Raw genomic sequence first — 12,826 nt, 5'->3', positions numbered from 1 at the left:
CAAGCTCGCCGCCTAACATCAACCCCCAGACGAGGCCCGCACTCCGCTAATTTACGCCGCGAGTTGCGCCAAATGTTCTGACGACGGACACGACGACGAACTGGAGGACCGCACGATAAGCGACATGAATGCTTACCTTAACAGCGAAGAAGCGGCGGCAGCGCGTGAGCACTTCCTCCAGCGCAAGGCGAGGTAGAATGGCGGCGAAATACGAGCATCTACGCCTCGAATTCATGACGTCCCCGGAGGTCGCGGAGGCCGTCAGGAAAGGGGCGCGTACGGTCATCATTCCTTGCGGGGCGGTGGAACAGCACGGAGCGCACCTGCCTCTGAGCGTCGATGCTGACCATGCGGATCACCTTGGCCTGTTGCTCGCAAGACGCATCGGTAACGCGCTGGTCGCGCCTACGATAAGGGTAGGCTGCTCAGCGCATCATCTCGAGTTTACCGGTACGATCTCGTTGCAGGAGGATACATTCGAATTGCTCTGCCGCGATTATTGTTCAAGCCTGGCCAAGCATGGGTTCGAACGCATACTGATCTTTTCGGCACATATCGGAAATTGCCCGCCTTTGGCGAAAATGCTTCCCGGGTTGCAGGCTGCGGTTCCGGCCTCGTGCCGAATTTCCGCCTACACAAATTCACGGGCGTGGCTCGAAACCTGGCGTGATGCTGTTGCGGAAGCTGGCGGTGATCCGAGCAAGGTGGGCGGACATGCCGACGTCGCTGAAACATCCATCATGCTCGACATTCACCCAGAACGCGTGCGTTCGGATATGTTCGCGTCCGGGAGATCGGGTCTGCTGTCACAGGACGATCTGGAACTTATGTGGCGAGGCGGTCTGCGTGCCGTGAGCGCGAATGGCATCTTGGGCGACCCGCATGGATCCACAGTCGCTATCGGGAGGCACTGCATCGAGCGCACTGCCTCGCTTCTGATCGCTGACTTCGCCGAACAGGACTCCGCTTGACGATCGCCTGCATCGCGACGCTTGGCAACTGCGCATAATTCCAGGGAGAGGAATGGGAGCACCGAGACTTGCCGGTGTGATACTCAGAAGCGCGCGGGCAGAGACCGGCCTTGGCCGCAACAAAGTTCCGAAACCCTGACGTGAGCGCGGCATCTTCGGCAGGTTCTGCTGGCTGCTTGGTGACAAGGTCGGGGAATCGAAGACTCGGTGAATGCCGAAAGGAGAGTTGAAAGTGTCTATCAAGTTTGGATTCTGGTCAGAGCAAGAGACACAGGTCGGCCAAAGCTACTCGCGTCGGCTCCATGAGCTCGTGGACGAGGCGGTGTTCGCGGAGAAGATGGGGTTCGATGTTGTTGCCTTGTCGGAACAGCATGTTGCTTTGGGGGGAATATCAAGCTCGGCGCCTGAAGTCGTATATGGCCATCTTGCTGCCAAAACGACTCGAATAGCCCTAAGGCCCTCTGTGGTCCTCATGCCGAAGAATTTCAATCACGCTCTACGGTCCGCAGAGCGGGCGGCTGTTATCGATATACTCTCCAATGGACGGTTTGAGTTTTATTGCGGTCGCGCGAATACCACGATTGCGATGCGCGCATTTAACGTAGACCCCTCGGAAACTCTTGAGCAAATGGAAGAGGGTATGGATCTCATTCGCGAAGCGTTCACGAATGATATCTTCACGTTCAAAGGAAAGCATTACCAGGTGCCGCCGCGTATGCTGGTCCCGAAGCCGCTTCAGAAGCCCTACCCCGTTATGGGTATTGCTGCCACTAGCGAGCGGAGTCATGTGTGGGCCGGCGAGCAAGGCCTCGCCGTCATGACTCACAGTCTTTACAAGGGCTGGGATGTCCAGGCCAAACTGATCGACGCCTACAGGTCCAACTGGAAGCGAGATCCGAAGGGGCCGCTGGATAAGCCGCGTATCGGCATACCCGTTTTTATCGGGATCGGAAACACAGATGAGGAGGCGCAGGATGTCTATGCCGAGCCTCTGAAGCACTATGCGCGGATATCAACCAGTGGTTACCCACAGCTCGCGAAGATATCGAGCGACTATGCCTATATGGCCGAAGGGGCAGAGGCGCTGCAACGCGCGGCGACGGATTGGGACTACCTCATCAATGATTCCGCAAGTCTGGTCTGCGGAAGTCCCGATACGGTCATTCGCCAGCTGGAAAGATTTGTCGCCCTCGGTGTCGACGAAATCCTCTTCCACCTGGACTCGGTCCCTCATAGCGAAATCATGAAAGCAATCGACCTGATCGGACGGTACGTGATTCCTCACTTCAAGGATCGCAACAATGTCGTGCGGCCTTACGATGATGTGCTGGAACAGATCCGCGCGATGCGCGAGACGGGCGTTGCAGCCTGACCCCTGCCGATCAATCAGGAGAAAACGCATGAATGATAAGAAATACAAAGGGCTGCTGGTCGAAATGCGGGCGAGCGGCGTGGCAATCGTGACCATGAACCGGCCCGAAATTCTCAACGCGATCGACTGGCCGATGCACTCGGCGCTCGAAGAGGTCTTCGTCGATCTCGACAATGATCCCAAGGTAAAGGCCATCGTGCTCACCGGAGCGGGCCGCGGCTTCTGTTCGGGTGGTGATCAAAACGCGCTCGATGACGAAGTGCATACTATCTCGCCTACACGCTCGGGGCGCCATCTCATCCGCAACATGCTCGAGCTGGAATCGCCCCTGATTGCGGCCGTAAACGGTGTCGCGGTCGGGCTCGGAGCCACGCTCGCGCTCTATTGCGATATCATCTTCGCAAACCCCGGCGCCCGTTTCGCCGACACGCATGTGACGGCGGGCGTCGTCGCGGGAGACGGTGGCGCTGTGATTTGGCCCCTTCTACTAGGACCGGTTCGGGCCAAGCATTATCTGATGACCGGTGATTTCATCTCGGCAGAAGAGGCGGCTGCCACCGGAATGATCAACAAGGTGGTGGAAGAGGGAACCGTCCTCGACCACGCGATACAATACGCCGAGATGCTTGCGAGCGGTCCGCGCGACGCGATCATCTGGACGAAATACGCGGTCAACAAACTGCTCAAGGAGCAGGTGCACCTCAATCTCGATACCGCGGCCGCGCTCGAGATGATCACCTTCCAAAGTCCCGAGCGTAAGGAAGCCGTCGCCGCCTTCCGGGAAAAGCGCAAGCGCTTTGCTGAGGGCAATGTCTAACGTGACCGCGACGTATGCTCTCCATTCCTTTGCTTTTGACGATGATACGTTGCCATCATTGCTACGCGATCGCCGCAACACTTTCAGCGACAAAGTGGCCTTCTCTCAGAAGCGAGCAGAGAGATGGCATTCCACGACGTGGGGAGAGTATGCGGCGGACGTCGCTCGTCTGTCTCGCTCACTTCTCGATCACGGTCTGGAGAAGGGCGATTATGTCGCGATAATTGGCGATGTATCTCGGGAATGGGCCACTGCCTATATGGCAACGGTCTGTGCCGGCGGGGTCGGTGTAGGAATATATTTCACATCCTCTGCAGAGGAGGTCGACTATTATCTTGAAGATTCCCGGAGCAAGTTCATCTTTGTCGCTGGAGAGAAAGAACTCAGCGTGGTTCTTCGCGCAAGGGGGGCAAAATCACTGAGGAAAATTATTGCTTTCGATTCCGATGTGGTCGCGTCGAAGAATATCGTCTCTCTCTCGTCTTTTATCGCATCGTCTTCTGATTTCTCGTCACTGCTTGATGAACAGGCGCGTGCTGTGCGCCCTGATGATGTTGCTAGCATAGTATACACTTCAGGAACGACGGGGAACCCGAAAGGGGCGATACTGACGCACCGTTCCCTCATCGAGGGTGTGGCGACCACGCGCTATTTCTGTCCGGCGCTATTTTCAGAGCCGCAGCGAGTGGTCGTCCACCTTCCTTTGTCTCATGTCGTGGGACTGGGTCAGGGAATTGTTCTTCCGCTTATCAGCGAAGTCGTGCCATATTTCGGCGAGTCAGGTGCGGATTTCGCGGCCACCATCCGCGACGTGAAGCCGACCTACTGGATGGCTCCACCCCGTTTCTATCAGCGGTACGCTGCGGAGCTTGCGAGCAAGATAAACGCCTCCGCTCCGCCGCGCCAAAAATCGTATCATCTGGCAATGTCGATCGCCCAAAAGGCGCTCCTGGACCGTCAAGCCAATGGTCCCAACGATACATTATTGCAGTCGCTTTTCGAGGTTTGCCGCAAGGAAATCTTTCTCCCGCTCTTGGCCGAGATCGGCCTTGACGCATTGACATACCCCTACACGGCGTCAGCGCCTATGCCTCCGGACGTCATGAAGTTATGGCAGACTTGGGGTGTGAATCTTAAGGAGTGTTACGGGCAAACCGAATTGGTCGGAGCGAATGCCGCTCAAGTCAGGGATTGGTCTAAGCCTGGCACGATCGGAGAACCAATCGCCGATCCTCGCTGGAAAACCAGAGTGGCCGGGGACGGCGAAATGCTCGTCAAAGGACCCGGCCTGTTTGCGGGCTATCTCAACAAGCCGGATGACACGCTGGAGGCGCTTCGAGGCGGATGGCTCCATACCGGTGATATTGTCGAAGTGCAGCCTGACGGATTGCTCGCGCTCGTCGATCGGAAAAAGGAGATCATCAACACGTCGGGCGGCAAGTCGATTAGTCCAGCGCAGATTGAGAATGAGCTTCGCCAGAGTCCCTTTATTTCCGAAGCGGCTGTTTGCGGCGACGGGCGAAAATACCTTGTTGCGCTGATTGAAGTCGACCGAGTTGCGATAACCGACTGGGCAAAAGGTCGTATCGACCCGATAAAGGAGTATTCGGATATGTCTTCGTCGGAGGCTGTCATCCGACTGATCGAGGGCGAGGTCGCAAAGGCAAATCAAAGGCTGGCGCAGGTAGAGCAGGTGAAGGCGTTTCGTATCCTTCATGAGGAACTGTCCGTGGAAAATGGCGTCATGACCCCAACGCGGAAAAAGCGCCGGAAAAACCTCTATAAGCGCTACGATGACCTGATTGCTTCGCTTTACGATGATTCAGAGGATCGCCTTATCCACAAGGCGCTTTCATAGGCCCGGTACACCAAGCCCGCGAACGCTCGCGATGGCAAATGCTACGGCCCAGTTTACGCTGGAAAGACGTAAATGACCATGACAGTGCTACCCTCTGATCCGCGTCGCCCGTTCCTGTCGTCTACGGCCGAGATAATCGACGAGGCGCGTAATGGCCGGATGTTCATCCTTGTTGATGACGAGGATCGGGAGAACGAGGGCGATCTCGTTATCCCGGCACAGATGGCAACGCCGGCGGCGATCAACTTCATGGCGATGCATGGCAAGGGGCTGATCTGCTTGGCGCTGGGCAAGGAGAGGGTGGATCAGCTCGGTCTCAATCTGATGAGTTCGAAGAACGGCACTCGGCACGAGACCGCCTTCACAGTCTCGATCGAGGCCCGCGATGGCGTATCTACCGGTATCTCGGCGGGCGACCGTGCGCGTACCGTGGCGGTGGCGATCGACTCGGCCAAAGGTCCCGAGCATATCGTGACGCCGGGACATGTTTTTCCGCTCATCGCAAGGCCCGGCGGCGTACTCGTGCGCGCCGGTCATACCGAAGCGGCCGTGGACGTTTCGCGGCTCGCCGGCCTCAACCCGTCAGGCGTGATCTGCGAAGTCATGAAAAACGACGGCACGATGGCGCGTCTGGATGATCTTGTTGCCTTCGCGCAGCTTCACGGCCTCAAGATTGGTACGATTCGTGATCTTATCGCCTTTCGCCGCCGCCATGACCACAATGTCGAACGCGTCGCCACCGCAAATTTTGAGAGCAAGTGGGGCGGTGAATGGACCGCGATCACTTTCCGTATAAAAGCCGTTGAAATCGAAGCGATCGCCCTGGTGAAGGGGCATATCGATCCATCCAAGCCGACTATCGTTCGGATGCATGCGTTGGATATTTTTGCCGACGTGTTCGGCCAGGCCGGCGACCGTAACGATCTTGTCGCCCGCTCCATGGAGGAGATCGCTCGGGACGGGAAAGGCGTGGTGGTACTGTTCAATCGCGAAGTGCCGATGTCGCAACTGCTGCGCGTGAAGGCGGGCGAACCGCTGGCTGATGTGACGCCGCTGCGAGACTATGGCGTCGGCGCTCAGGTTCTCGCGGAACTCGGCATTCACGATATGATTCTTCTCACAAACTCCCCACACACGCCGATTGCGCTGAAGGGGTATGGCCTGAAAATCGTGGAACACCGAAGGCTCTGAGGCGGCGCGGCGAGCGCGAAGTCAGCTTGCGCCATTTCGACCTCCAATCACGCCGAATTTATCTTCGGATATGGAAGGAACAATGACAATGATTGCTCGCCAGTATGTAATGGTTGCCAAGCCTGGCGAAGCCGCTGCACTTCGTACCGCGCTCGTCACCCTCGCTGCTAACATTCAGCAGATGGAGGGGTGTCTCGGCACCGACTTGCTCCGTGATGCCGGGCAGCCGGAACGCTTCGTTCTCATCGAGCGGTGGGCTAGCATCGACGCACACACGGCTGGCGGTAAGCAATTGCCGAAGGAAGCTTTCGCGCCAGTCATGGCTGCGGTCATGGGAACGCCTGAGGCTCGTGATCTTGAGTATCTACCGCTAGCTTGATCGAGATAACCAGCCGGAGTGAAATATGGCAATCGCGTGAGCTACAGGCACCGAAATGCTGGAGGTCCGGATGTGCGGCAGATCGTTCCGTACGCACGAGTGGGGCATGCTGAGATCAGCATTACATGCTTCGCTGTCTGTGAAAGATTCGAAGATGGAAAACCTGGCAGTGCCATGGGTGGGCATATGACGAACCAAGAACGGCTTCATTCGGATCAAGCGGACACGGCGCTTTTCAAGGACATGTTGCGCGCCGTGGTGGGGTCTGTCTCGATTTTGGCGGCAGGCCAGGGGGCTGGCAGGCGCGGTCTCACTGTCACCGCGGGCGTTTCTCTATGTGCGGATCCGCCAATCGTGCTTGCCTGTATCAACCGGAATGTTGAGGCTCATGATGTCATTCTGGGGACTGGTGCCTTTTCCTGGAACGTACTTTCGGTCGATCAATTGGAGCTGGCGGAGCGCTTTTCGACGCCGGGTATCGGCAACGGCGCGTCTCGCTTTTCTCCGGCTAAGTGGGGCGAGATGATAACGGGCTCCCCGGTTCTTCTTGCATCTGCCTGCAGCTTCGATTGCAAAATTCAAGGCGCTCTAGAGCAAGAGACGCATACAATCATTGTTGCTTCTATTGTCGCGCAAATATTCAACAAGAATAACTTTTCACTACTCTGCTTCGATGAATAATTACGTGAACGTACAACTATCTTGAAAATAAACAATATTAAAGGGGAATCACGCATGGAAAACAAGGCCTTTATGAATTTACTCTTGGCGGGCGTTACCTGGACGGCGGTGCTCCTTCCATCTGCAGCGTCGGCCTGGGCGCAGGAGCTGGCAGCCGAGCCCGTTGCGCAGCAGGGCGGAACCGTCACTACGACAGGTGACGACGGCGATATTGTCGTCACGGCACGCAAGAGGGCGGAAAGTCTCCAGGACGTCCCGGAAACGATTACAGCCTTCTCTGCTCAAGCGTTGGAAAGGGGCGGAATAAACAACGTCAACGATCTCGGGCGCCAACTCCCCAATGTGGTGCTGAACCGCCGAGGCGATAACGAGCCGAACGTTGTCATCCGGGGCGTCGGTGCTTTCGGTAATACTCAGGGCGTGGGCTTCTATATCGATGACGTTCGCAATGTCACCGATCAGTCTGCACGGCTTGTCGATCTTGAACGCGTGGAAGTTCTCAAGGGCCCCCAGGGGACACTTTATGGAGGCAGTTCCATCGGCGGCGCGATAAAATTTGTTACCAAGAAGCCGGTGTATGATGTGGAAGGACGCTTTACTGTCGAAGGCGGGGAGCAAAACACTCTGAACGTGTTCGGCTCCGTGAACCTGCCGATTATCGATGGCATTGCAGCACTGCGCTTGTCGGCTTATGCCGACCATAATGGTGGTTATATCTATAACCCGTTCCTGGACGAGAATCCCGACGAATCCACGGAGCGCGGAGTCCGCGCGGCACTTCGCGTCAATCCTGACGATGTCACCGAAATTCTGGTAAACCTCAGATACAGCAAGACGGAAAACGGCGGTAATGATTACTATCCCACCGACGGGCCACGTGACTATTCATATGATGCACCTCTGAGCGAGCGCAATTATAATCACAAGCAGATTCTCGGTGGAATCCTGTCAATTACCCGAGATTTCGATTTCGCAACGATGACTTCGTTGACATCGTATACCCGGCGCAGAAATCAGATACTTTGGGATATCGATTATACGCCTGTAGATGCGGTGACCGCCTCGCAGAGAGAGCCAAGAACGACTCAAGTGTTCACTCAGGAGCTGCGTCTTGCCTCTGATGGAAGCGCGCCATTTAATTGGCTGCTCGGTGCCTATTATAGTTCACTTAAGAACTTTGATCTGATTGGTCAGGTTGACCTGTTCCTCGACGAGCCGGCACGTGGTGACCCGACAGTTGCAGACTTCTTCAACACGACGACGATGCAGCGGAACTACGCGGCGTTTGTCAACCTAGGTTATGAGACGGGCGGTTTTGAGATCAATATTGGAGCGCGTCTCGATCATTCGAAGTTTCGCGGGATAGACCTGAACACGGACACATCCGAACAGACTTCCGATACGATTGTACTTCCAAAATTTTCGCTGGCTTATGACACGCCGGGCGGCACGCTAATCTATGCGTCGGTCTCGAAAGGTTACGAACCGGGCAGGCTTAACACTAATGGCTTGGTCCCGTTCAATCGGGAAACTTCGCTTAATTTTGAGCTGGGCACCAAAGGCGATTTGTTCGACGGTCTGTTACAGTTCGACCTAGCCGGCTTCTATATCAAGTATAAGGATCGGCAGTTCGAATCGCGCGTCAATATCGACGGGGTGATTATCGAGGCTATCACGAACATCGGTACGTCGGAATCCTACGGGGTGGAGTTTGGAGGAACGCTCCGACCCTCGCGCGATCTATCGATTTCGGCAAACGGTGGTTTCCTCCATTCCAAATGGCTGAATGGTACGTTCTTCGGGGAGGACATCGGCGGCAATCGAACCACGAACGCTCCGCGCTTCACTGGAACGATCAGCGCAGACTATTCGAGGCTGATAAGCGATAACCTCAAGATCGGCTTGCGCGGCGAGCTCGCCCATAACAGCGGCTTTTTCTGGGACGTGCCCAACCTCACGACGGAGCGGTCTTATGATATTGCCGGATTCCGGATTGCCCTCAGCGATATTGACGACAGTTGGGAGTTCGCGCTTCGCATAGATAACGCGTTCGATGAGGTCTACAATTACGAGTATCAGGACCAGATTCTGGGCGATCGGGTTAACGGCGTGTGCGACAAGTGCAGCGATGCGAGAATCGGACAGCCACGCGTTATAAAGGGTTCTTTCTCGTATAGATTCTGACGCGAAGCAGGGGGCGCTGAGGTCCCCTGCACGTCGGTTACGGTGAAAAGCGCCTTACTGGCGCTTCGCCTTTCCGAATACGAACGGTGTGCCATCACGCCCGCTCCGAGGAGTCGGAACGTCAAGCTCTCAGTGCAGGTACGGCGAGGCAGGGCATCATCGCCAGGCGATACAAGGGGGCCGCCTGTTCATTGGATGCCCGAAGCGATCCAAACAAGCCGGGCTCAATTCGGCTCGCCATCCGTACGAGCCTGCAGATAGCGACGCGGCGGCTGGCCCATATGCTTTTTGAACATTGCGGTAAAAGCGCTTGGCGATTCGTATCCGAGTTCTTGGGAAATAATTTGGAGGGTCCCTCCCTGTGACAGCTTCTGCACTGCGATTACGATATGAAGCTGTTGGCGCCAGCGACCGAACGTCATGCCTGTATGCTTGAGGATAAGGCGGGCCAGCGTACGTTCACTCATGGCGACCGTTGCCGCCCATTCCCGTAGAGGCCGGCGATCGTCAGGCGTTGCAACCAATTCGGCGGCAATATGCTGTATCTTCGGATGGCTCGTAACGGCGAAATGTAGCGGTTCTGCTTTCATTTGCGCCAGCTCGTCGAGAATGACCGTTACAAGACGACTTGTGGGTCCTTCCAAGGGGTAAAGAGATGGCAGCTTGGCGAGATGAAAAATCATCTCACGCAGCATGGGGCTTATTGAATAGGTTGCGCAAGAATTCGGTAGAGGTGCCACGTCCTGGTCGATAAACACACAATAGGAGCGGCCATTGTCGGATATGGCGATCCTGTGAGGTACTCCACCCGGAACCCAGACTGCTCCATTTGACGGTACGATCCGAATGCCATCGAGCGTGCGGCACGTGATAGCCCCTTCGGCGCTGACGACCAGTTGCCCTTTGCGGTGTTTGTGAATCGGAAGCTCATCGTCGTTCTCCTTGCGTTGAACGAGGAACGACGTGACCGCCCTGGGCAACGCGTCCGGATCGATATCCGGAAAGCTGACGCGTAAGCCCTCGAGATCCCAGGGATTTGAGGCGGCCTCGTCCATAACCATAGTGTTCGATCGATTCGAACCGCGGTGGGCAATTTCCGACATTCGTACTCCCTCCTCAACTCGATCGTAGCTAGAAATTGACCGTTTTGCGACATAAATTGTCAATCAGGTGAATTCTGCACATGCGCCCATGGGAGTATTGTCTGCTGTAGTCGGAGCGAAATGCCGCTGGAGACAGAGGGCCGAATTCCGGTTTATGCGGTTCACGGAATTTTGTGCTGATCTTCCACCTTGCGTGGCGCCGCGGCTGTTATGAGCTGGGAGGGGATCGCTAAGATGAATATGCTGACGCTTGATAGAACAGACATCAAGATTCTGAATGAGCTTCAGAGTGACGCAAATCTGACAAATGTGGAACTTGCTGACCGCGTCAACCTGTCTCCCTCGCCTTGCCTCACTCGTGTGAGAAAACTTGAGCAGACGGGCATCATCCATAAGAGGGTGACCCTTCTCAATCCGAAGGTGATGGGGCTGGAAGTCAACGCCTATATCCAGGTTACGCTCGACAAACAGCCCCACTCTGCACTTGAGAGTTTCCAGGAGGCTGTCGAACGACTACCCGAGGTGATGGAATGCAACTGGATGACTGGTGAGTGCGACTTCCTCCTTCGCGTGGTCGTCCGCGATGTCGATGAACTTGAGTGGTTGATCGCCAGGAAATTGTCCCGGATCGAGGGTGTCTCGGGTATCCGCTCGAATCTTGTACTCAAGCAGGTCACCTACAAGACCGCGCTCCACCTCGATGCATCGCGGACTCTCAGTCTTCGGCTCAACGCTTAGTTGCAGGACGGATGCCCCCGTCCAGTAAACTCCCAATTCTGCAAACAATTCGGACGAAGGTATTCCGGGCGTTGCGGCATATCACGTAAGGCTCGGGTGAAACAGGGCATCCATTCAGCACTTTATATCGCATGCCTGTCGCTAGCATCCGGCATCGAAAGGATGCGAAATGCAGGCGAATAATCACACGTCAGAAGACGACGGACTATCGGTGCGGTACCGACGCTACGCGCTCACTATCCTCTTCTTGCTGTACACATTTAACTTCCTCGACCGGCAGATCGTCAACATCCTGGCCGAACCAATCAAGCGAGATCTGCACCTCGCCGACTGGCAACTGGGATCGCTCACCGGCTTGTCTTTTGCCCTTTTCTACGCTTCCCTGGCGCTGCCGATTGCACGTCTTGCCGAGCGTGGTGACCGCGTGAAAATCGTCGCGGCCTCAGCGATCGTATGGAGCCTGTTTACGGGCTTGTGCGGTCTGGCACAGAACTTTCTGCAATTGTTCCTGACCCGTGTCGCCGTGGGTGTAGGCGAGGCAGGATGCACGCCGGCCTCGCACTCGCTGATCAGCGATTACACGACGCGCGAAAAACGCGCTTCGGCGATGGCAACCTTCTCACTGGGGATACCGGTTGGATCGCTTGTCGGCATGGCTGTGGGCGGCCTGATTGCCGATAGTCTTGGTTGGCGCTTTGCCTTCCTGATCGTCGGCCTGCCCGGTGTTGTCCTGGGCCTGATTGCCCTGTTCACATTGCCAGAGCCACGTCGATCGGCGATTGGAAAGGTGGACAAGGTTGAACCTCCGAGCTTTCGCGACGCGCTGTCCGAGTTGAGCGGCAATCGCGCCTATATCTGGATGACGGTTGCCATGATCCTCATGTGCTTCGTCAACTATGGACAACTCGCATTCCACAGCTCTTTCTTCCTGCGCAACCATGCGGACGGCCTCGACACGCTCGCACGCCAATTGCAGGCTTTTTCCGGCATAGCGCTTGGCCCGACTGGTTTTCTCGGAGTCGTGCTCGGCATCGTCATTGGCGTTTTCGGCGGAATCGGTACCTGGCTCGGTGGGGCGCTCGCTGACCGTGCTGCACGCACAGACATCCGTGCCTATGCGACTGTACCTGCGATTGCAGCCTTGGCGCTGCCTCTTCCGATCATGATTACCTATTTGTCGCCCGGGGCACTGTCTGCTCTGATACTGCTCAGTGTGCCAATGCTACTGCAATCAGTTTATTACGGTCCGATCTTCGCGAGCGTTCAGAGCCTGGTCCGCTCGCGCACGCGCGCAACGGCGGCAGCGATCTTCCTGTTCTTTGGCAATCTTGTTGGTCTGGGCTTCGGGCCTCTCACCGTGGGTATGCTGAGTGATGTGCTTGCGGCTCACCTCGGAAGCGGCGAGGGGTTGCGTTGGGCGCTGGTCGTCACCGCCTTTGCATCCACAGCAGCGGCAGGGGCCTTCTTTATGGCGCGACGGACGATCCGCGATGACATCGTCAGCTGAACGGTATTCTTCCCGAACGGTAGTT

The 12,826-nt window shown here is 56.3% G+C and carries 11 protein-coding genes; 10 read left to right on the top strand and 1 reads right to left on the bottom strand.

What is annotated here, in order from left to right:
* The first annotated feature begins 197 nt into the window (after positions 1–197).
* The 8 genes from H2052_RS08015 (at position 198) to H2052_RS07980 (ending at position 9,453) form a co-directional block, all read left to right on the top strand.
* On the top strand, positions 198–971 hold the full coding sequence (locus tag H2052_RS08015) for a creatininase family protein (RefSeq protein WP_293779940.1): 774 nt from the start codon (positions 198–200) through the stop codon (positions 969–971).
* A gap of 232 nt (positions 972–1,203) precedes the next feature.
* Positions 1,204–2,343 carry an LLM class flavin-dependent oxidoreductase gene (locus H2052_RS08010; protein ID WP_293779939.1) on the top strand — a complete coding sequence of 380 codons (1,140 nt, stop codon included), beginning with the start codon at positions 1,204–1,206 and terminating at the stop codon, positions 2,341–2,343.
* Positions 2,333–3,160, top strand: coding sequence for an enoyl-CoA hydratase-related protein (locus H2052_RS08005; protein ID WP_293779938.1), 828 nt, complete (start codon positions 2,333–2,335; stop codon positions 3,158–3,160). The genes H2052_RS08010 and H2052_RS08005 overlap by 11 nt, the downstream gene beginning before the upstream one ends.
* Positions 3,153–5,018, top strand: coding sequence for an AMP-binding protein (locus H2052_RS08000; protein WP_293779937.1), 1,866 nt, complete (start codon positions 3,153–3,155; stop codon positions 5,016–5,018). Before H2052_RS08005 ends, H2052_RS08000 begins: the two co-directional genes overlap by 8 nt.
* A 72-nt stretch (positions 5,019–5,090) precedes the next feature.
* Positions 5,091–6,209 (top strand): 3,4-dihydroxy-2-butanone-4-phosphate synthase, encoded by a 1,119-nt coding sequence (ribB, locus tag H2052_RS07995; protein ID WP_293779936.1) that lies wholly within the window; start codon positions 5,091–5,093, stop codon positions 6,207–6,209.
* A gap of 82 nt (positions 6,210–6,291) precedes the next feature.
* Positions 6,292–6,588, top strand: a complete 297-nt coding sequence (locus H2052_RS07990) for a putative quinol monooxygenase (RefSeq protein WP_293779935.1) — start codon at positions 6,292–6,294, stop codon at positions 6,586–6,588.
* A 72-nt stretch (positions 6,589–6,660) separates the two neighbouring features.
* A complete protein-coding gene (locus H2052_RS07985; protein ID WP_293779934.1) occupies positions 6,661–7,269 on the top strand; it encodes a flavin reductase family protein in 609 nt (202 codons plus the stop codon).
* Positions 7,270–7,323: 54 nt separating this feature from the next.
* Positions 7,324–9,453 carry a TonB-dependent receptor gene (locus tag H2052_RS07980; RefSeq protein WP_293779933.1) on the top strand — a complete coding sequence of 710 codons (2,130 nt, stop codon included), beginning with the start codon at positions 7,324–7,326 and terminating at the stop codon, positions 9,451–9,453.
* A 224-nt stretch (positions 9,454–9,677) separates the two neighbouring features.
* On the opposite strand, the gene H2052_RS07975 is transcribed toward H2052_RS07980, so the two are convergent.
* On the bottom strand, positions 9,678–10,556 hold the full coding sequence (locus H2052_RS07975; RefSeq protein WP_293779932.1) for a helix-turn-helix transcriptional regulator: 879 nt from the start codon (positions 10,554–10,556) through the stop codon (positions 9,678–9,680).
* A gap of 234 nt (positions 10,557–10,790) precedes the next feature.
* Here H2052_RS07975 and H2052_RS07970 point away from each other — a divergent pair, with 234 nt between their 5' ends.
* Entirely contained in the window at positions 10,791–11,294 is a 504-nt protein-coding gene (locus H2052_RS07970) for an Lrp/AsnC family transcriptional regulator (protein ID WP_293779931.1), read from the top strand.
* Between the two features lie 169 nt (positions 11,295–11,463).
* Positions 11,464–12,801: an MFS transporter gene (locus tag H2052_RS07965; RefSeq protein ID WP_293779930.1), complete on the top strand. Its 1,338-nt coding sequence runs from the start codon at positions 11,464–11,466 to the stop codon at positions 12,799–12,801.
* Positions 12,802–12,826: the final 25 nt, after the last annotated feature.

The organism is Sphingosinicella sp. (assembly GCF_013911755.1).
GTDB lineage: Bacteria > Pseudomonadota > Alphaproteobacteria > Sphingomonadales > Sphingomonadaceae > Sphingosinicella.
Note: the sequence above shows the minus strand (reverse complement) of the source record. Positions and strands in the feature narration are given on the sequence as shown.

Excerpts from the sequence above, each read along its gene's own strand:
- H2052_RS08000 (WP_293779937.1), top strand. The coding sequence starts at position 3,153 with ATGTCTAACGTGACCGCGACGTATGCTCTCCATTCCTTTGCTTTTGAC.
- H2052_RS07965 (WP_293779930.1), top strand. The coding sequence starts at position 11,464 with ATGCAGGCGAATAATCACACGTCAGAAGACGACGGACTATCGGTGCGG.
- ribB (WP_293779936.1), top strand. The coding sequence starts at position 5,091 with ATGACCATGACAGTGCTACCCTCTGATCCGCGTCGCCCGTTCCTGTCG.
- H2052_RS07990 (WP_293779935.1), top strand. The coding sequence starts at position 6,292 with ATGACAATGATTGCTCGCCAGTATGTAATGGTTGCCAAGCCTGGCGAA.
- H2052_RS07975 (WP_293779932.1), bottom strand. The coding sequence starts at position 10,556 with ATGTCGGAAATTGCCCACCGCGGTTCGAATCGATCGAACACTATGGTT.
- H2052_RS07980 (WP_293779933.1), top strand. The coding sequence starts at position 7,324 with ATGGAAAACAAGGCCTTTATGAATTTACTCTTGGCGGGCGTTACCTGG.
- H2052_RS07970 (WP_293779931.1), top strand. The coding sequence starts at position 10,791 with ATGAATATGCTGACGCTTGATAGAACAGACATCAAGATTCTGAATGAG.
- H2052_RS08015 (WP_293779940.1), top strand. The coding sequence starts at position 198 with ATGGCGGCGAAATACGAGCATCTACGCCTCGAATTCATGACGTCCCCG.